This window comes from Mitsuaria chitosanitabida ATCC BAA-476 = NBRC 102408 (assembly GCF_001598255.1).
Lineage (GTDB): Bacteria > Pseudomonadota > Gammaproteobacteria > Burkholderiales > Burkholderiaceae_C > Roseateles > Roseateles chitosanitabidus.
Map to the genome: position 1 here is coordinate 1 of NZ_BCYP01000018.1, position 18,760 is coordinate 18,760.

The 18,760-nt window shown below is 71.8% G+C and carries 17 protein-coding genes; 9 read left to right on the forward strand and 8 right to left on the reverse strand.

Annotated elements, in window-relative coordinates; all coding sequences use genetic code 11:
* The 3 genes from MCHT01_RS10905 to MCHT01_RS10915 form a co-directional block, all read right to left on the reverse strand.
* Positions 1 to 1,932: molybdopterin cofactor-binding domain-containing protein (locus tag MCHT01_RS10905; protein ID WP_148661488.1), on the reverse strand; the 1,932-nt coding region annotated here is incomplete at its 3' end.
* On the reverse strand, positions 1,916 to 2,932 hold the full coding sequence (locus tag MCHT01_RS10910; RefSeq protein ID WP_067065376.1) for an FAD binding domain-containing protein: 1,017 nt from the start codon (positions 2,930 to 2,932) through the stop codon (positions 1,916 to 1,918). The genes MCHT01_RS10910 and MCHT01_RS10905, both read right to left, overlap by 17 nt.
* A 290-nt stretch (positions 2,933 to 3,222) precedes the next feature.
* Complete coding sequence (locus MCHT01_RS10915) at positions 3,223 to 3,891, reverse strand: TetR/AcrR family transcriptional regulator (RefSeq protein ID WP_067065377.1); 669 nt, start codon at positions 3,889 to 3,891, stop codon at positions 3,223 to 3,225.
* Between the two features lie 302 nt (positions 3,892 to 4,193).
* On the opposite strand from MCHT01_RS10915, the gene MCHT01_RS10920 reads away from it, so the two are divergent.
* The 3 genes from MCHT01_RS10920 to MCHT01_RS10930 all read left to right on the forward strand — a co-directional run bounded on the left by MCHT01_RS10920 (position 4,194) and on the right by MCHT01_RS10930 (position 6,545).
* Positions 4,194 to 5,006: an alpha/beta fold hydrolase gene (locus MCHT01_RS10920; protein ID WP_067065378.1), complete on the forward strand. Its 813-nt coding sequence runs from the start codon at positions 4,194 to 4,196 to the stop codon at positions 5,004 to 5,006.
* 86 nt (positions 5,007 to 5,092) lie between these two features.
* Positions 5,093 to 6,109, forward strand: a complete 1,017-nt coding sequence (locus MCHT01_RS10925) for an alpha/beta fold hydrolase (protein ID WP_067065379.1) — start codon at positions 5,093 to 5,095, stop codon at positions 6,107 to 6,109.
* 13 nt (positions 6,110 to 6,122) lie between these two features.
* Positions 6,123 to 6,545, forward strand: a complete 423-nt coding sequence (locus MCHT01_RS10930; protein ID WP_067065380.1) for an organic hydroperoxide resistance protein — start codon at positions 6,123 to 6,125, stop codon at positions 6,543 to 6,545.
* A gap of 31 nt (positions 6,546 to 6,576) precedes the next feature.
* Here the strand turns inward: MCHT01_RS10930 and MCHT01_RS10935 are convergent, their stop codons facing one another.
* On the reverse strand, positions 6,577 to 7,218 hold the full coding sequence (locus tag MCHT01_RS10935; protein WP_245643224.1) for a response regulator: 642 nt from the start codon (positions 7,216 to 7,218) through the stop codon (positions 6,577 to 6,579).
* A 172-nt stretch (positions 7,219 to 7,390) separates the two neighbouring features.
* Here MCHT01_RS10935 and MCHT01_RS10940 point away from each other — a divergent pair, with 172 nt between their 5' ends.
* Together MCHT01_RS10940 and MCHT01_RS10945 are read left to right on the forward strand one after the other, a co-directional pair.
* Positions 7,391 to 10,450 carry a sensor histidine kinase gene (locus MCHT01_RS10940; protein ID WP_084452393.1) on the forward strand — a complete coding sequence of 1,020 codons (3,060 nt, stop codon included), beginning with the start codon at positions 7,391 to 7,393 and terminating at the stop codon, positions 10,448 to 10,450.
* Positions 10,451 to 10,474: 24 nt separating this feature from the next.
* The gene (locus MCHT01_RS10945) at positions 10,475 to 10,735 is read left to right on the forward strand and encodes a VF530 family protein (RefSeq protein WP_067065383.1); all 261 of its coding nucleotides are present in this window, start codon (positions 10,475 to 10,477) and stop codon (positions 10,733 to 10,735) included.
* 2 nt (positions 10,736 to 10,737) lie between these two features.
* Here the strand turns inward: MCHT01_RS10945 and MCHT01_RS10950 are convergent, their stop codons facing one another.
* The 3 genes from MCHT01_RS10950 to MCHT01_RS10960 form a co-directional block, all read right to left on the reverse strand.
* Positions 10,738 to 11,679: a hypothetical protein gene (locus tag MCHT01_RS10950; RefSeq protein ID WP_148661489.1), complete on the reverse strand. Its 942-nt coding sequence runs from the start codon at positions 11,677 to 11,679 to the stop codon at positions 10,738 to 10,740.
* A gap of 170 nt (positions 11,680 to 11,849) precedes the next feature.
* Positions 11,850 to 12,401 (reverse strand): GNAT family N-acetyltransferase, encoded by a 552-nt coding sequence (locus tag MCHT01_RS10955; protein ID WP_067065385.1) that lies wholly within the window; start codon positions 12,399 to 12,401, stop codon positions 11,850 to 11,852.
* 25 nt (positions 12,402 to 12,426) lie between these two features.
* The gene (locus tag MCHT01_RS10960; protein WP_084452395.1) at positions 12,427 to 13,455 is read right to left on the reverse strand and encodes a LysR family transcriptional regulator; all 1,029 of its coding nucleotides are present in this window, start codon (positions 13,453 to 13,455) and stop codon (positions 12,427 to 12,429) included.
* Between the two features lie 182 nt (positions 13,456 to 13,637).
* On the opposite strand from MCHT01_RS10960, the gene MCHT01_RS10965 reads away from it, so the two are divergent.
* The 4 genes from MCHT01_RS10965 to MCHT01_RS10980 all read left to right on the forward strand — a co-directional run bounded on the left by MCHT01_RS10965 (position 13,638) and on the right by MCHT01_RS10980 (position 17,392).
* A complete protein-coding gene (locus MCHT01_RS10965) occupies positions 13,638 to 14,711 on the forward strand; it encodes a tartrate dehydrogenase (RefSeq protein WP_067065387.1) in 1,074 nt (357 codons plus the stop codon).
* Between the two features lie 155 nt (positions 14,712 to 14,866).
* The gene (locus tag MCHT01_RS10970; protein WP_067065388.1) at positions 14,867 to 15,871 is read left to right on the forward strand and encodes a Bug family tripartite tricarboxylate transporter substrate binding protein; all 1,005 of its coding nucleotides are present in this window, start codon (positions 14,867 to 14,869) and stop codon (positions 15,869 to 15,871) included.
* A gap of 48 nt (positions 15,872 to 15,919) precedes the next feature.
* Positions 15,920 to 16,582, forward strand: coding sequence for a TetR/AcrR family transcriptional regulator (locus MCHT01_RS10975; RefSeq protein ID WP_067065389.1), 663 nt, complete (start codon positions 15,920 to 15,922; stop codon positions 16,580 to 16,582).
* 105 nt (positions 16,583 to 16,687) lie between these two features.
* Entirely contained in the window at positions 16,688 to 17,392 is a 705-nt protein-coding gene (locus tag MCHT01_RS10980; RefSeq protein ID WP_067065390.1) for an SDR family oxidoreductase, read from the forward strand.
* 152 nt (positions 17,393 to 17,544) lie between these two features.
* Here the strand turns inward: MCHT01_RS10980 and MCHT01_RS10985 are convergent, their stop codons facing one another.
* Positions 17,545 to 18,711 (reverse strand): YbfB/YjiJ family MFS transporter, encoded by a 1,167-nt coding sequence (locus MCHT01_RS10985; RefSeq protein WP_067065391.1) that lies wholly within the window; start codon positions 18,709 to 18,711, stop codon positions 17,545 to 17,547.
* Between the last annotated feature and the right edge of the window lie 49 nt (positions 18,712 to 18,760).

Consider the following 18,760-nt stretch of genomic DNA (forward strand, 5'->3'; position numbering starts at 1 on the left):
CTGATGCTGATGCTGATGCTGATGCTGATGCTGATGCTGATGCTGATGCTGATGCTGATGCTGATGCTGATGCTGATGCTGATGCTGGCGTTGCTGCTGCGATGGCGGCCGCGGAGCCGCCGCCTCGTTGCGGGCACGGGCGCGCTCGCGCGCGGCGATCCAATGCGGGCGCAGCGCGTCGAGGCAGGCGACCATGCCGACGCTCTCGTCGAGCACCTGCCCGGTGGGCAGCGAATCGCCCGGTCGCAGCGCGTTGCGGGCGCGGAACTCCAGCGGGTCCCATCCCCCATGCAGCGCCAGCTCGTCGATCAGCTGCTCCTGCGACATCGTCGTCTGCGGCACGCCGAAGCCGCGGAAGGCGCCGGCCGGCGTGATGTGCGTGTGGATGGCGCGGGCCCGCGCCGCGTAGTGCGGCACGCGGTAGGGACCGCCCGCATGCACCGGCACGCGGTTGGCGACGGCCGTGCCCCAGGACGCGTAGGCGCCGGTGTTGTAGTCGCCCTCGAACGCGACGGCGCGCAGGAATCCGTGCTCGTCGGCCGCGAGCGTCGACTCGATCCGTGCGGGATGGCGCTTGGTCGAGGTGGCCATCGACTCCTCGCGCGTGAAGACCAGGCCGACGGGGCGGTCCAGGTGCCAGGCCGCGACCGCGAGCAGCGGCTGCACCGTCATGTCGAGCTTGCCGCCGAAGCCGCCGCCCACCGCGGTGGGCACGACGCGGATGCGCTCGGGCACGACGCCTATCACGCGCGCGAGGTCCTCGCGATGCGGATGCGGCGCCTGCGTCGGGGAGTGCACCTCGATCGTGTCGCCGACGCGCCGCGCCCAGCCGGCCTCGGGCTCCAGGTAGGCATGCTCGACGAAGCTGGAGCTGAAGCGACCGCTGACCACGTGCGTCGCCTCGCGGATCGCGGCCGCGGCGTCGCCGCGCGACACGCGGCCCTCGATCAGCTGGTTGCCGGCGCGGTTCGCGTGCAGCTGCGGGCTGTCCGGTCGCGCCGCGTCCTCGACGCTGAAGACGGCGGGCAGCGGCGTCCAGAGGACCGGGAAGTCCGCGAGGTCCAGCGCGGCGACCGCGTCGCGCTCGCCGGCGATCAGGGCGACGGCCTCGAGATGGTGGCGGGTCTCGTGCTCGGCCAGCACGGGCTGGTCCGCATAGGCGGGCGCGATGCCGTGGAGGTTGCGGCCGGGCACGTCGGCATGGGTGAACACGCGGACCAGACCTGGGTGCTCGCGCACGTAGGCGTCCAGGTCGCCGAGCACGAAGCGCGCGCGGTGATGCGGGCTGCGGACCGCGCGCAGGAAGAGGGCGTCCGGCGGGATGCCGTCCGCGCCGAAGTGCTGGCTGCCGTCGACCTTGCAGGGGCCGTCCAGGCGCGTCAGCGGCTGGCCGACGTTGAGGCCGGTCTCGGGCGGTGGCGTGAGCGGACGTGGCGTCGCCCCGGTGGCGACCTCGACGACCGCGTCGACGATCTTGCGATAGCCGGTACAGCGGCACAGGACGCCGTCGATGGCCGCGCAGGCGCTGGCGCGATCGGTCACGCGGCCTGCGTCGATGGCCGCGGTCGCGGCCGTCAGCATGGCCGGGATGCAGAAGCCGCACTGCACCGCCTGGTGCGCGAGGAAGGCCTGCTGCAGCCGCGCGCCGCAGGGACTGCGCTCGGCCAGGCCTTCGACGGTGAGCACCTGCCGGCCGGCCAGTTGCGCCACCGGCGTGATGCAGGCGTAGCGCGGCTCGCCGTCGACCACCACGGTGCAGCTGCCGCAATCGCCCTGACCGCAGCCGACCTTGGTGCCGGTCAGGCCGAGGTCGTCACGCAGGAAGGCCACGGCGGTGCGGGAGAGATCGGCCGGCAGCGGCCGACGCGTGCCGTTGATGTCCGTCCATTCGGCGCGATCCGCCGGAGCGATGCCCTCAGAAGGCTGCGGCATGGGCCACCTCCGGCGGGCAGGGCGCGAGCACGCGGGCGAGCGCGCGCTCGATGGCGACGCGCACCAGATGCCGTCGCAGCGCGGCGCTGCCGCGGTGATCGTCGATGGGCGCGAGCTCCGGCAGCGGCGTCTCGCGGATGAGGCGCGGCAGATCGGCGGGGCGGATGCCCTCGAACAGCGCTTCCAGGCCGCGCAGCCGCACCGGCACGTCGGACGCGCCGCCGATCGCGATCGCCGCGCGAGCGGGCAGGCCGCGGTCGTTCCGGCGCAGGAGGAGCGCGGCCGACACCACCGCCAGGGCGGTGCCGTCGCGGTTCGCGCACTTGATGAAGGCACCGCGCTCGGTCGACGGCGACGCGGCGAGCGGCGTCGCGGCGAGAAGCGACGTGGCGACCGGCGATGCGGCGAGAGGCGACGTGGCGACCGGCGATGCGGCGGTTGGCGATCCGGCGAGCGGCGGCGCTGCGACACGCGATGCGGCGACTGGCCATATGGACCCCGCAGGGACGGGCACGGGCACGAGCACCGCGGTGAGCAGCTCGTCCGGTCGCAGCGCCGTGCGGCGCCGGCCCAGCAGGAACTCATCGAGCCGCAGGCGACGCGAGCCGGCGGTGCTCGCGAGCTCGACCTGCGCGTCCAGCACGAGCAGCGGCGGCACGCCGTCGGCGATGGGCGAGGCGTGGCAGAGGTTGCCGCCCAGCGAGCCCTGCACCCGGATCTGCCGCGAGCCGACCTGGTCCGCCGCCTCGCGCAGCACCGTCGGCGTCAGCGGCGACCGCGCCAGCGCCTCCCAGGTCACGGCCGCGCCGATGCGCAGCTGACCGCCGACCCGCGCGATGTCTCGCAGCGCCTCCACGCGCCCGATGTCCAGCCACGCCGAGGCCGCGACCGGCGCGGCGGGATCGGCGTAGACATCGGTGCCGCCGCAGATCACGCGCCGCGGAAGGCGCGCGAGCTCGGCCAGCGCCTCGTCGAGGGTGTGGGCGCGAAGGTAGTTCATCGAGGCAAGCGGCCGGTCCCGGTCCTCATGACGCGCCGCGGGCGATGCCGCCTGGCGGGCGCATGACGCCGAGGGGAGGTGTGGTTCTGGAGGCCGTGCGGGCGATCCTACAAGTCGAGGATGGCGGACGGTGCACGCCGCCGCGCCGCCGAGGGGCCATGGCGCCTCGGCCTACCTCGAACGAGGTAAGACGGCCGGGCGGCGGGGCGCGGCGTGTGCGCGCTGCCGCGCGCTCGCGCGACGGGCGCGCGGCCCTGATCGGGACCTTGAGGTGCGGCGAGAAACGCGGTTCAGGCCGGATCGGCCCTCACCACGCGCTGCAGGCTGTCGATGACGAAGGCTTCCCACTGCTCGGTGGCGACGCCGTTGTCGATGGAATCGCCCAGGAAGGCCGACATCGTGTATCGGTTGGAGGTGAAGAAGTAGGACGCCGAGACGATCAGCAGATAGACGTCGCGCGCGTTGAGCCCGGACCGGAACAGGCCGCGTTCCGCGCCGGTGCCCAGGATGCGGTCGATCAGCCGCACCGCGTGCGAGGAGTACTCCGTCGCCTTGTCCGACTTCTGCACGTGCTTGCCCTTGAGCAGGTTCTCCGTGTTGAGCAGGTTCACGAACTCCGGGTGCCGCCGGTAGTAGTCGATCTTGAAGCGGATCACCGTGTTCAGCGCCTCGACCGGGTCCTCGGGGTCGGCGACGCACTTGGCCTCGGCCTCGTCCATGCGCTGGTAGATGCCTTCCAGCACCGCGATGAACAGGCCCTCCTTGCTGCCGAAGTAGTAGTAGATCATCCGGTCGTGCGTCTTCGCGGAGCTGGAGATCTTCTCGATGCTGCCGCCGTCGTAGCCGTACCGGGCGAACACCTTGGTCGCCGCCTTGAGGATGCTGTCGCGGGTCGCCTGCGCGGCGGCCTCGCGCACGCCGGTGCCGCGCGCCGTCTTGGTCTGCTTCGTCTGGGCCATGAATGTTCCGGTCCACGGAGCGCGCCCCCATGGCCGCGATCTCCGTCCCGGTGCGGGATCGCCGCGCCGGAGGTTGATTTCATGTAGCGGACACTACATGAATGCAGCGAATGATACGCAGGGCCATGACTTCCGGCAATCGGGGGATCGCGCGGCGCGCGCCCGGCCGTGCGGCCCGCGTCCATGTGCGGATGCCGCGCGACATCCGAAACCAAGGTATGAGCGCCGCAGGCCGCTCGTTCAATTCTCCCGGGCGAGGGCGGCTGCTCTGATGGCGGGACACCATCACCTCAGAGACTTCCATGTCCAAACGCATCCTCCGCACGCTCTCCCTGTCCGCGCTGGCCGCCTTCGCGATCGCCGCGCCGGCCCTGGCCAAGGACGCGCCGTCCGCCTCGACCGCGGGCGCCAAGCCCACCATCGTGCTGGTGCACGGCGCCTTCGCCGATTCGTCCAGCTGGAACGGCGTCGCCGGCGAGCTGCGCGGCAAGGGCTATCCCGTGGTCGCCGTGGCCAACCCGCTGCGCAGCGTCTCCGGCGACGCGCGCTATGCCGCGTCGGTCATCGACAAGATCGCCGGCCCGGTCGTGCTGGTCGGCCATTCCTACGGGGGCTCGGTGATCAGCAACGCCGCGGTGGGCCAATCCAAGGTGAAGGCCCTGGTCTACGTGTCGGCCTTCGCGCCGGAGACCGGTGAATCCGTCGTCGAGCTGGCCGGCAAGTTCCCCGGCGGCACGCTGGGCGGCGCGCTTGCCGCGCCGGTGCCGCTGCCCGAGGGCGGCGTGGACCTGTACATCGACCAGGACAAGTTCCGCGACCAGTTCGCCGCCGACGTCAAGCCCGACGCCGCGCGCCTGATGGCCGTGGGCCAGCGTCCGGTGGCCGAGGCCGCGCTGAAGGAGCCCAGCCAGGGCACCGCGTGGAAGGACCTGCCGACCTACTACGTCTACGGCAGCGCCGACAAGAACATCCCGCCCGCCGCGATGGCCTGGATGGCCGAGCGCGCCCACGCGCGCAAGACCGTCGTGGTCCGCAACGCGTCGCACGTGGTCATGGTCAGCCATGCGCATGAAGTCGCCGCGCTGATCGAGACCGCCGCCCGCGACGCCCAGTGAGCGACGCGCCCGCGGCGGCCGTCACGTCCCCCGATCGCCGCGGGCCGCCTTCCCGCCAGCAGTCCCCGTTCTTCCAGGAGATCCTCATGACGAATGAATCCTCCCGCCGCGACTTCCTGTCGCTGGCCGCCGCCGCTGGCGCCGGCCTGGCCCTGTCCGGCCTCGCCGGCGGCGCGCTCGCCGCCACCGCGGCCACCGGCCGCGCGGCCTTCGGTCCCGTGCGCCAGATCAAGGCCGGCCTGCTCGACGTCGGCTACGTCGAGCTCGGCCCGCGCGACGGCACGCCGGTGATGCTCTTCCACGGCTGGCCCTACGACATCCACACCTACGAGGAGGTCGCGCCGCTGCTGGCCGCGCAGGGCTTCCGCGTGATCGTGCCGCACCTGCGCGGCTACGGCTCCACGCGCTTCCTGTCCGACGCGACGCCGCGCTCGGGCCAGCAGACCGCGCTGGCCGCCGACACCATCGCGCTGATGGACGCGCTGGGCATCGGCCGCGCGATCATGGCCGGCTGCGACTGGGGCGCGCGCAATGCCTGCGTGGTCTCCGCGCTGTGGCCGGAGCGCTGCCTGGCCCTGGTGTCGGTCAGCGGCTTCCTGGTGCTGAACCGCGCCACCGCGCTGACGCCGCTGTCGCCGGCCGACGAGTTCTCGTGGTGGTACCAGTACTACTTCGCCACCGAGCGCGGCCGCATCGGCTACGAGAAGAACCTCAAGGAGTTCGCGCGCTTCATCTGGCGCCAGGCCTCGCCGAAGTGGAACTTCGACGACGCCACCTTCGATCGCGCCGCGGCCAGCCTGGTCAATCCGGACCAGGTCGCGGTGGCGGTGCACAACTACCGCTGGCGCATCGCCGCGGCCGACGGGGATCCGCAGTACGACGCGCTCGAGGCGCGCCTGGCGCAGGTGCAGTCGGTGTCGCTGCCGTCCATCACGCTGGAAGGCGACGCCAACGGCGCGCCCCATCCGGCGCCGGCGGCCTACGCCTCGCGCTTCAAGGGCAAGTACGAGCACCGCAACCTGGGCGGCGGCATCGGTCACAACCTGCCGCAGGAAGCCCCGGCCGAGTTCGCCAAGGCCATCATCGACATCAGCAAGTGGTGAGAGGAGATCCCCCATGACCCGCATCATCGAGAAACCCCTGTACACCGCCACCACCCTGACCACCGGCGGCCGCGAGGGCCAGGGCGTCTCCAGCGACGGCGCGCTCGACGTCCGGCTCAGCACGCCGGGTGGCGGCGGCAAGGGCACGAATCCGGAGCAGCTCTTCGCGGTCGGCTACTCGGCCTGCTTCATGGGCGCGATGCGCCGCGTGAAGACCGCCGACAACGTCCGCGTGCCCGACAACGCGTCCATCGAGGCCGAGGTCACGCTGGGCACGACGGCGGACGGCGGCTTCGCCCTCGCCGCCCGGCTGCACGTCAAGCTGCCCGGGCTGACCGAGGCGCAGAAGTGGGCCCTGGTCGACGGCGCGCATCAGCTGTGCCCGTACTCCCACGCCACGCGCGGGAACATCGAGGTGTCGTTCGACGTGAGTTGATCCGGTCAGCGCGGGATCGACGTCCGAGGGATCAGAGCTCGATGATCCCGCGCTTGATCGCGATCGTGACCGCATGCGTGCGGTCCTTCGCCGAGAGCTTGCCCAGGATGGTCCGGATGTGGACCTTGACCGTCTCCTCGGTCAGCGACAGGTGCTCGGCCACCTCGCGGTTGGCCAGGCCCGTCGCGACCAGGCGCAGCACCTGCGTCTCGCGCAGCGACAGCGTGCGGGTGTTGGCGTGCTCGGCGATCGCCGACTCGATCTCGGGCGGGACCATCAATCGCCCGGCGTGCACGCCGCGGATGGTGTCCACCAGCTCGGTGCGCAGCAGACCCTTGAGCAGATAGCCCGAGGCCCCGGCCTTCATCGCCCGCGCGGCCTGGAAGTCGCCCGGGAAGGTGGTGAGGATCACGATGCGCGCGTCGGGGAACTCCCGCCGGATGGCGGCCATCGCCTCGATGCCGTCCATGTCCCGCATGCGCAGGTCCATCAGCGTGACGTCGGGCTGGTGCTGGCGGAAGCGCGCCAACGCGTCCAGGCCGTTGCCCGCCTCGGCGACCATGCGCAGGTCCGGTTCGGCGTCGACGACGGTGGCGATGCCGCTGCGCATCAGCGCATGGTCGTCGACGGCCATCACGGTGATGGGTCGCTGGGGCAGGGGAGATTCGGTCACGCTCGTGGCAGGGGCAAGGGACGCGATCGGCCGGACCGCGGACCCCGAAGCGTAGCCGCAGCGCCCGCGCCCCGGTCGTCGCCGGTGGCCAGGACCTCCCTCGAAAGAGTTATTCCTCGACCGCGGCCCTCTGAAGTTCTGTTAGCGTCCGCGCGACTTTCCTCCCGAGCCGATGACGCCCGTTCCCTCCCGTTCGACCCTGATGCCGCGCCTGCTCGCGACGTGGGTGCTGCTGTGGGCGGCCTTCGCCCCGCCGGCCTGGGCGCTGGACGCGGACCTGCGCCTGAACCAGTTCCAGCACCGCGCCTGGACGGCCGCCGACGGCGCGCCGACCGAGACCTGGGCCATGACCCAGTCGACCGACGGCCAGATCTGGATGGGCGGCCCCGGCGGGCTGCTGCGCTTCGACGGCGTGCGCTTCGAGCGCTTCCCGGCGTCCCGCTCGACACCGTTCCCGGCGGGCGCGGTGTTGCGCGTGATGGCGGCGTCCAACGGTGACCTGTGGGTGAGCTTCCTGCCGCGCGGGCTGGTGCGCATCCGCCAGGGTCAGGTGTGGCAGGTGCCCGAATCCGAGCCGGTGACCGCGCAGCGGCTGCGCTATCTGTCCGAGGACGCCGAGGGGCGCATCTGGGTGGGCGGCGAGTCCGCCTTCTTCCGTTTTGACGGTCAGCGCTGGGCGCGGGCCGACGAACTGCCCGGCTTCGGCGGCATGCCGCTGGGCGGTCTGGTCGTCGACGGGCGCGGCACCGTGTGGGTGTGCGCGCGGGACCGGCTGCTGCAGGCCCTGCCCCGTGGCGCGGCCAGCTTCCAGACGGTCGGTGATTGCACCGACGCGCGCAGCCTGCCGGTGGTGGACGGCCAGGCCTGGATCGTCGACGCGAAGACGGCGCGGCGGCTGCCCGAGGTGTCGCGCGCACCGATGCTGCCGGGGCTGTCCTGGGCCGCGCGACGCTCGTCGCCGACCTGGATCGACCGCGGCGGCAACCTGTGGTCGCTGTTCTGCCCCGCGGGGCTGTGCCGGCGGACGCTGCCGATCTCGTCGACCGACCGCGCGGCGGTCGCCGGCACGGACCCCATCGCCCTTCCCGAGCCCACCGAGCGCATGGGCGCCGCGGAGGGCCTGAGCGGCGACTTCGGCATGACGATGATGGAGGACGTCGAGGGCAACCTGTGGGTCGCGACCAAGACCGGCCTCGACCGGTTCCGGCGCGCGGCGCTGGTGCCCGCCGCGCTGCCGCGCGGCACCAGCAACTACGCGCTCGCCGCGGAGCCCGACGGCAGTGTCTGGGCGGCGGCGTCCGCGACCGGGGCCTACTCCAAGTGGCGCCTGAGCGGCGTCGGCGAGGCGACCCGCCTGCCGGCGCCGGAGGCGCAGGTCACCGCGGTCGGCCGCGATGCGCAGGGCCGCCTGCTGATGGGCGGCTCCACCGGCCTGTGGCGCCGGGAGGGCGAGCGCTGGGTCGAGCTGCCGCGGCCCGTCGGCGCGCAGGGGCGCTGGGTGCTGGGCCTCGCGGCGCACGGGCAGGGCGTGCTGGCCTCGTTCCAGAAGCTCGGCGTGCAGCGCTTCGAGGACGGCGTCTGGCAGCCGCTGACGGTGCCGGGCGAGACCGGACCGATCGAGGCGGCGATGGCGGTCGCGCCCGACGGCGCGGTGTGGTTGGGGCTCAAGGACAACCGCGTGCTGCGCCTGAAGGACGGCGCGCTGCGCCGCCTGGGACCGGCCGAGGGCGTCGACGTCGGCGACCCCTTCCTCGTCCACGCGGGACGGACGCGCGTGCTGGTGGCCGGCGATCGCGGCGTCGACGTGCTGCGGGGCGACCGCTTCGTGCCGCTCATGGTCGATTCCGCCGATGCGCTGACGGGCGTGTCCGGCATCGTGGAGACGGCGAACGGCGACCTCTGGCTCAACGGCCGCAAGGGGGCCGTGCAGGTGACGAAGGCCGATCTCGATGCCTTCCTCGCCGATCCGCGACGCCCGTTGCGCCATGTGCTGATCGACGCGCTCGAGGGCTATCCCGTCAGCGCGACCTCGTTCTGGCCGCAGCCCAGCGTGGTGGAGGCGGCGGATGGGCGGCTCTGGTTCGCGGGCATCACCGGCGTGGCCTGGCTGGATCCGCGGCATCCGCGCCGCAATCCGGTGGCGCCGGTCGCGCGCGTCACGGGCGTGCGGGCCGATGGCGTCGAATACCCCGCCGGCGCGCCGCTGCGGCTGCCGATCAACAGCTCGATGCTGGAGCTGCGCTTCTCGGCGGCGAGCCTGTCGATCCCGGAGCGGGTGCGCTTCCGCTACCGGCTCGAGGGCATGGATCGCGGCTGGCGCGACACGACGACGCGCCGCGAGACGATGTACACCAACCTCGGGCCCGGCCGGTACACCTTCCGCGTGCAAGCCTTCAACAACGACGGCGTGCCGGCGGCCGAGGAGGCCACGCAGCTGATCGAGATTCCCGCGGCCTTCTACCAGACGCTGTGGTTCCGCGCGGCTTGCGTGCTGGCGGCCGCGGCACTGATCTGGGTGCTGCACCGCCTGCGGATGCGGCAGGCCGCGAACGCCGCGCGCGAGAAGCTGCGCACCCGGCTGGCCGAGCGCGAGCGCATCGCGCGCGAGCTGCACGACACGCTGCTGCAGGGCGTGCAAGGCTTGATCCTGCGCTTCGAGGCCAACGCGGCGCGTCTGCCGGCGGACCACCCCGCGCGCGCCGCGATGGCGCAAGACCTGGCCCTGGCGGACGAGGTGCTCGACGAGAGCCGGCGCCGGGTGATGGCGCTGCGCGGCTCGCCCGAGGCCGGCGGCAGCCTGTCGCGGGACCTGGAAGACGTGGCGTCGCAGCTGGCGCGCGACTACGACGGCGAGTGCCGCGTGGTGGTCGACGGCCGCGAGCGGCCCTTGAAGCCGGAGGTGCGCGAGGAGCTGCGGATGATCTTCGGCGAGGCGCTGCTGAACGCGTTCCGCCATGCCGGCGCGGCGCGGATGACGCTGAGCCTGCGCTACGGCTGGTGGGGCCTGCGGGTCACGCTGGACGACGACGGCCGCGGGATCGCGCCCGAGGTGCTGGTCGACGGCCGCCCGGGCCACCTGGGCCTGGCCGCGATGCGCGAGCGAGCGACGGGGCTCGGCGCGCGATGGTCCGTCACCAGCCAGATGGGGAAGGGCACGACGGTGGCGCTGTGGTTGAGGGCCTCGAGGGCTTACGTGACCGACACCGCGTTGATGCGTGATGCCGTGGGCTGACAGGTTCGCGAGGACAATCGCGCCATGACCGATACCGCCCCGCCGCCGCAAGCGCAGCCCCGCAACCCCCTGCACGGCATGACGCTGGAAGCCATCGTGACCGCGCTGGTCGACGAGTACGGCTGGGAGGGGCTGGACGACCGCATCCCGCTGCGCTGCTTCGCCTTCGAGCCCAGCGTCAAGTCCAGCCTGAAGTTCCTGCGCAAGACGCCCTGGGCCCGCGAGAAGGTCGAGGGGCTCTATCTCTTCATGCTGCGGGAGCGCAAGCGCAACGAGCGCGGCTGAGCTCAGGGGCGCTCGAGCACGTCGGCCCACTTCTTTCCGTTGGGCAGCGGGGGCAGAAAGGACGGGAGATCATTCCGCGCGAGGGCGCGCGTGAGCCTCTCGGCCAGCGACTCCGCCCGGAGGCGGCGGTCGGAGCCCTCGGGCCATCCCCCGAACCAGACGGACTCGATCCTTCCGTCGCAGACACCGTAGGACAGACAGCCGGCCATGAGGCGCAGATCCGTGTCGGCGCGTGCCGGGTCGGCGGTCGCCCGGAAGGCCGCGACGTTCATCGCCGCGATGTACACGTCGACGTCGTCGCCGGACTTGAAGAGCTGTCCTTCGAAGTAGGGCCAGAACATCAGCCACTCTCGGCCCGCGGCCAACTGGCCTTGTTGCGCCAGAAGGAGAAAGGCCTCGATCGACCTCTGCGGGGTCATCCCCTTGCGCCTGACGTCGTGGAGCTTCTCGCCGTCGGTGTCGCCCGCCAGCGGGGTGTCGATGGCGTCGTCCGCGGCGACCTGGCGGCAGCGGGCTTCCATCTGTTGGGCATATCGGGCCTGAAGCGCCTCGCCCTGCTCGACGCTGCCGGTGCTGCGCTGGAGTCTGCGCTGGATCGCCTCGGGCGAGCTGCGATCCCTGTAGCGCAGCAACGCGCCCATGCCCGCGCGGCAGGCGTCCTGCACATAGGTGGCGACGGCGAAGCTGCCGCGCTGCCGGCGCCGATGCTGTTCCACGACGAAGGCGTAGGTCTCCTGCGTGGTCATGCCGTCAGCGATGCCGGGCGACGGGCGTGGCGCCGAGGCTTCCGAAGCCCGGGTGTCCCTCGCGGTTGCCGCGCTTGCCGGCGGCTCGGCATCCTCGGATCGCTGGATCGCGGGCCCGACGGCAGCCGACATCGAGGGCTCGTCGCGGGGCGTGGTGGCGCTCCCGGTGATCAACCAGGTCACGATGCCGACCGCCACCAGGGCGCTCACCAGCAGGAAGACACGATTCACCTTGCGACCCAAGCCGTGCATCGATGGTCGGCCCTGGAGGCGGGCCGTCAAAGGAACTGAGGTCGGCGAATCTACGTCACCCAGGCAGGTTCAAGAATCCTGCCAAGGTGGGAAGGGGTTTCGCTAGGTCGCGTGGGTCATGTTGCCGGCACGGGATCCGTCGCCAATCGCGCGTAGAGCGTGAAGTCGCCCGGCGTGCCGCGCACGAGGCGGAACGAGCGCAGCAGGCCTTCGCGCTGGAAGCCGCATTTCAGCAGCACGCGGTCCGATGGAGCGTTGCCGACCAGCACCGTGCCCTGAACGCGGATCAGTCCCAGGCGCTCGAAGGACCACCGCGTCACCGTGGCGCAAAGCCGTGTCGCCAGACCGCGGCCCCAGTAGTCAGGCGCGAGGTCGTAGGCGATCTCGCCATTGCGATGGACCTCCGAGAGCGTGTGGAAGCCGATGGTTCCGGCCAGACGGTCGTGGTTCGTGTCGACCACGGCCAACCGGCAAGGCGAGCCCGCGAGCGTCGATTCGAAGGCGTCGAACAGCGGATCGAGATCCTCGGGCCGGCGCAAGTTCCAGCTCGTGCGTGCGTGGACCTCCGGCCGGCTCAGGTAGTCGTACCAGGCTTGGCGGTCGGCGCGCTCGATCTGACGCAGAGCGAAGCCCGGCAGGTCCAGCCAGGGGGGCGACTCGATTCTCATGGGATGAGCGTACCCGACCCCGCGTTCAGCGCTTCTTCCCGCCCAGTCCCTGGATCAGGTGCTCGACGAACAGCCGCACCCGCGCGGTGCCTTGGCTGCGCTGCGGATACACCGCGTAGATGTCGGCATCGGGCGTCGCCCATTCCGGCAGCACCGCCACCAGGCGACCGCTGGCCAGGTAGCGCGCGATGTCCCACTCGGCGCGCATCAGGATCCCGTGGCCGTCCAGGGCCCAGTTCACCGCGATCTCGCCGTCGTTGGTGGTCAGCGCGCCGCGCGTCTTCACCGACTCGGTGACCGTCTTGCGGCCACGCCGGGCGCTGAGCCGCCACAACCCGTAGGCTTCCTCCCCCTGGCGGATGCCGATGCAGCGATGGGCGGCCAGTTCCGCCGGCGTGCGCGGTGTGCCGTTCGCCGCCAGGTAGGCCGGCGACGCGCACAGCAGTCGCCGGTTCGGCGCGATGCGCTTGGCGATCACGCGGGCGTCCGGCGGCGGACCGAAGCGGATGCAGACGTCGAAGGCGTCCTCGTGCAGCGGGGGCGGATTCACGGACAGCTGCAGCTGCACCTCCAGCTGCGGATGCTGGCGCGCGAAGCTGGAGATCAGCGGCGCGATGTGCGTGCGACCGAAGCCCAGCGTCGCGTTCACCCGCAGCAGGCCGGTGACGGTCGCGCCGCTCGCGCCCATCAACTCCTGCAGATCGTCGATCGCGCCGAGGATGCGACGCGCGTGCTCCAGGTAGAGCTCGCCCTCCGAGGTCAGGCTCATGCGCCGTGTCGTGCGCGTCAGCAAGGCCGCCCCCAGCCGCGCTTCCATCTGCGACAGGTGCTTGCTCACCGCGGCCGTCGAGACGCCGAGCTCGCGCGCCGCGGCGCTGAGGCTGCCCGCGCCGCACAGCGTCGAGAAGAAGCCCAGATCGGCCGGAGAGATCGCTGGCGCCGTCGGCGCCGGCGGCACCGCGCGAGCGATCGACGGCGTACCGCCATCGCGGCTGGCATGACCCGAGGCGGCGGCGGGCGCCGGGCGGGCGGCACGAGAGGCTCGAGCGGGCATGGGGATTCTCCGGGGGATTGTTGAATTCAGGTTAACGGCGCTTTGACTTTAGCCGTGATCCGACAGGGCCTCCGATTCCTAGAGTCCGGGCTCCGGCCCGCCTCTCGCGGGTCACGCGCCTCAGGGGTTCCGTCAGAGCGGAGCCCGGCGCGCATCGCATGAGCATCACCGCAGGAGTCCCCATGAAGACCTATCGCATCGCCACCATCCCCGGAGACGGCATCGGCAAGGAAGTGATCCCCGCCGGCCGCGAGGTGCTGGAGGCGCTGGCCGCCACCACCGACCGCTTCCGCTTCGAGTTCGAGGACTTCGGCTGGGGCGGCGACTGGTTTCGGAAGCACGGCGAGATGATGCCGGCCGATGGCCTGGACGCGCTGCGCGACAAGGACGCGATCCTGTTCGGTTCCGCCGGCGATCCCGATATCCCCGACCACATCACCCTGTGGGGCCTGCGCCTGAAGATCTGCCAGGGCTTCGACCAGTACGCCAACGTGCGCCCGACCCGCGTGCTGCCCGGCATCGACGCGCCGCTCAAGCGCTGCGGGCCGCAGGATCTGGATTGGGTCATCGTCCGCGAGAACTCCGAGGGCGAGTACGCGGGCGTCGGCGGCCGCGTCCATCAGGGGCATCCGATCGAGGCCGCGACCGACGTGTCCATCATGACCCGCGCCGGTGTCGAGCGCATCATGCGCTTCGCCTTCAAGCTCGCGCAGTCCCGTCCGCGCAAGCTGCTGACCGTCGTCACCAAGAGCAACGCGCAACGCCACGCGATGGTGATGTGGGACGAGATCGCCGCCCAGGTGGCGACGGAGTTCCCCGACGTGACCTGGGGCAAGGAGCTCGTCGACGCGGCGACCGCGCGCATGGTCAACCGGCCCGCCAGCCTGGACACCCTCGTCGCGACCAACCTGCACGCCGACATCCTCAGCGACCTGGCCGCGGCGCTGGCCGGCAGCCTGGGCATCGCGCCCACCGGCAACATCGACCCGGAGCGCCGCTATCCCTCGATGTTCGAGCCCATCCATGGGTCGGCCTTCGACATCATGGGTCAAGGCCTGGCCAATCCGGTCGGCACCTTCTGGTCGGCCGTGATGCTGCTGGAACACCTGGGCGAGGACGACGCCGCGCGCCGTCTGATGCGCGCCATCGAGGCCGTCACCGCCAATCCCGCGCTGCACACCGGCGACCTCGGCGGCAAGGCCCGCACGACGGACGTGACCGCGGCCGTCCGCGCCGCGCTGCGCGCCGGCGACTGAAGCCGCGGGCGGCGCCGCGCGCGGACGCGGGCCGCCCGCGCCGACGCCATCCCCCGCCTCGCGGCGGGGACCTCGGGACCCGACCCGATCCGCACTGCTCACGACCTCGCATCGTCCATACAACAAGGCCGCTCGACGGCGACAGGAGACCCACGATGACCGCAGTCCGACCCCACGCCGCCCGCCGCGCGCTGATCGCCGGCGCCGCCGCGATCGCCGCGCTCGCGGCCTCCGCCGCCGTGACGCCGGCCTTCGCCGACAGCTGGCCCGCCAAGCCCATCACGCTGATCGTGCCCTTCCCGGCAGGCGGCACGACCGACGTGCTGGCGCGCGCCCTGGCCGACAAGCTCCAGCAGAGCCTGGGCCAGCCCGTCATCGTCGAGAGCAAGCCCGGCGCGGGCGCGACCCTGGGCGCGGACTACGTCGCCAAGGCCAAGCCCGATGGCTACACGCTGCTGGTCGGCGCGGTGCACCACACCATCGCGAGCAGTGTCTACAAGCGCCTGCCCTACGACTTCCAGAAGGACTTCGTGCCCATCACCGGCATCGCGATGGTGCCCAACGTGCTGGTGGTCAACGCCGCGGCCACGCCGGCCAGATCGGTCGCGGAACTGGTGGCCATGATCAAGGCGCAGCCGGGCGGGATGACCTACGGCTCCAACGGCAACGGGACCGCGCAGCACCTGATCGGCACGCAGTTCCAGAACGCCACCGGCACGGTGCTGCTGCACGTGCCCTACAAGGGCAGCGGCCCGCTCGCGACCGACCTGCTGGGCGGGCAGATCCAGATGTCCTTCGACACGGTGACGCCGGTGCTGCCGCACATCAAGGCCGGCAAGCTGCGCGCGCTGGCGGTGACCACGGCCAGGCGCTCGTCCGCGCTGCCCGACGTGCCGACGCTGGAGGAGGCCGGCCTGAAGGGCTTCGACATCGGGACCTGGTTCGGCGTGCTCGCGCCGGCGGCGACGCCCAAGGACCTGGTGGCCCGGCTCAACACGGAGATGGTGAAGATCATCCAGTCGGCCGACTTCCGGCAGCGCATGCTGGACATCGGCGCCGAGCCCACCGGGGGCACCAGCGCCCAGCTGGCGCAGCAGATCCGCGACGAGACCGCGCGCTTCGGCAAGCTGGTCAAGGCGGCGAACGTCACGATCGAGTGAATCCCCCTACGTTGCAATATGATGCGCGTCATATTACGATGCGCACCCATGGCAACGACCCCACGTCCCCCGCGTACCGCGAAGACCGATCGCAAGGAGGCTTCGCGCGAGCGCATCCTCGAGGTGGCCTCGCGCGGCTTGCGCCGGTCCGGCTTCCACGGCATCGGCGTGGCCGACGTGATGAAGCAGGCGGGCCTGACGCACGGCGGCTTCTATGCCCATTTCGAGTCGCGCGACGAGCTGCTGGGCGCGGCGGCGACGCGGGCCGGGCAGGACAGCCGGGCGCGCTTCGATGAGCTCGTTCAGCGCCTGACGGCGGCCGGCGTCCCGCCGTTCCGGGCGATGGTCGAGACCTATCTGCATGAGAGCGGCATCACCGACTGCGAGAACGGCTGCCCCGTGGCGGCCCTGGTGTCGGAGATGCCGCGGCAGTCCGGTCCGGTGCAGGCAGTGTCGCGCGCGCTGATGACGCACCTGCATCGCATGGCGGTCGCGGCGCTCGGCGAACGCACCACGGAGGACGACGCCTGGGCGATCGTCAGCAGCCTGGTCGGCGCGCTGCAACTGGCCCGCGCCTTCGGCGACAACGCGCAGGGGCGGGCGGTGCTCGACAGCACCCGGCACGCGCTGCTCACCCGCTACGGCGACGACGGGAATGTCATGAACGCCCGCCACGAGGACACCAAGACCAGCGCCCCACGTCGCCGCTGATTCGACAAGGCCTCCTCCGCGAGGCCTTTCGTTCGACACTGAATATGACGAGCATCATATGAATTCATCCACCGAAGGCACTCTCGCCGCTGAAAGGAAGTTCCCATGAACATCGAAGGATCCGTTGTCTTCATCACCGGTGCGAACCGGGGCCTGGGACTGGAGTTCGCCAAGCAGGCGCTGGCCCGCGGCGCGAAGAAGGTCTACGCCGCGGCGCGGCAGATCGAGTCGATCACGCTGCCGGGCGTCATCCCGGTGAAGCTGGACGTGACACGGCCGGAGGAGGTGGCCGCCGCGGTGGCCGCCTGCGGCGACGTGACGCTGCTGATCAACAACGCGGGCATCGGCCGCACCGGTGGCGTGCTGGCGGAGGACGCCGAGGCGCTGCTGCGCGATCAGCTGGAAACCAACCTCTTCGGCGTGTGGCGCCTGAGCCGGGCCTTCGCCGGCACCTTGGGCCGCAACGGGGGCGGCGCGATCGTCAACATCCTGTCCGTCCTGAGCTGGATCAACACGCCGCTGCTGGGCGCCTATGGCGTCAGCAAGTCGGCAGCCTGGGCGATGAGCAACAGCCTGCGCCAGGAGCTGGGCGCGCAGGGCACGCAGGTGCTGGGCTTCCACGCGGGCTTCATCGACACGGACATGATCGCGGCCTTCGACGTGCCGAAGTCGCGGCCCGAGGATGTCGTGCGGCTGACGCTGGACGCGGTCGTGGCGGGTGAGAGCGAGGTGGCGGTCGACGAGGCGTCACGGCAGGTCAAGCGGGCGCTGTCCGATGGCGTGTATCTGAAGGACGCGCTGGGGCATTGAGCGGGGCGACGACCCTCCCACCCCCACGCCTCTCCCACCCAGTGGGAGAGGGGCTGCGAAGCACCTCGCCTGGCGATCGACGCCTCGACCTTGAAGCCCCGCCTTCGAGGCGTTGTGCTTGAAGCGTCGCGTTTGAAGGGGAGGCGAGGGGGTCAGGCCTTGCCGCCCTGCTCGAGCGCGCGCAGTCGCCAGAGGATCAGCATGCCGGCCGTCAGCACGACGGCGGTGATCCACAGCGCCGCCTGGTAGCTGCCGCTGGCCTGCGCCATCGCGCCGGCCAGGGCGGGCGCGGTGACTTGCGCGACGCCATAACTGAGCGTCAGCCGCGCCATCGCCTTGCCGGGGTTGCCCGGCGAGCGGCGGCCGACCAGCGCGAGCGTCAGGCTCACGAGGCCGATGAAGGTGGCGCCGTACAGCAGCGCGCCGCCGAGCGCGGCCGCGAGGCTGCCCGACACGGCGGGCAGCACGACGGCGAGGATCTGCAGCGCGAAGGCGGTGAGCAGCGCGTTGAGATCGCCGATGCGGCGCGCGACCCGGTCCCAGAGGAACACAGCCGGCGTGGCGGCCAGGCCCACCAGCAGCCAGGCCCACGGGCCTTGGCCCTTGAGCAGGGGCTGGCGCTCGACGATGGCGACGGTGAAGGTCGCGCTGATGACGAAGCCCCAGCCCGCGCAGAAGTAGCTGGCGAGCATCCATCGCATCCAGGTCGCGCTGGGCGCGCCGGCGCCGAGGGCGACGGTCGTCGGTGGCGGCGCGGGCGGCCGCCACCACCAGGTCACGGCGAGCAGCGCCACGCCGATCACGACGAAGCCCCACCAGTGCCCGGCCCAGTCGAGCCCGAGCCGGTCCATCGCCATCGCCCCGAGGGCGGACACGACGATGCCCAGTCCGAGCCCCATGAAATGGACGCCGAGCTCGGGACGCCTGCCGGCGCGCATGAGGAAGCCCAGCACCAGCCCGGAGCCGAGCAGCATGCCCGCGGCTCCGCTGAGGCCGCCGAGGTAGCGCGAGAGCGCCCACAGCGCGAGGTTGGGCGCGAGCGGCATCAGCGCGGTCGCGATCAGGCCCAGCAGCATGCCCCAGAGGTAGAGACGGGCGCGCCATCGCGGGTCGTCGATCCAGGCGGCGAGGAGGGCGCCGCTCATGTAGCCGGCGTAGTTGATCGCCGCCAGCGTGCCGCCCATCGCATCGCCGAGCCCGGCCTGCTGCTGCATCAGCGGCAGCAAGGGCGTGTAGGCGAAGCGCGCCAGGCCGATGCTCAGGATCAGGCCGGCGATGCCGCCGGTGGAGACTTGCCAGGGGTGGAGCTCACGAGGCACGACCTGTCCCTCCCAGGGGATCGATGGAAGCGCGGATCGTAGCCCCGGC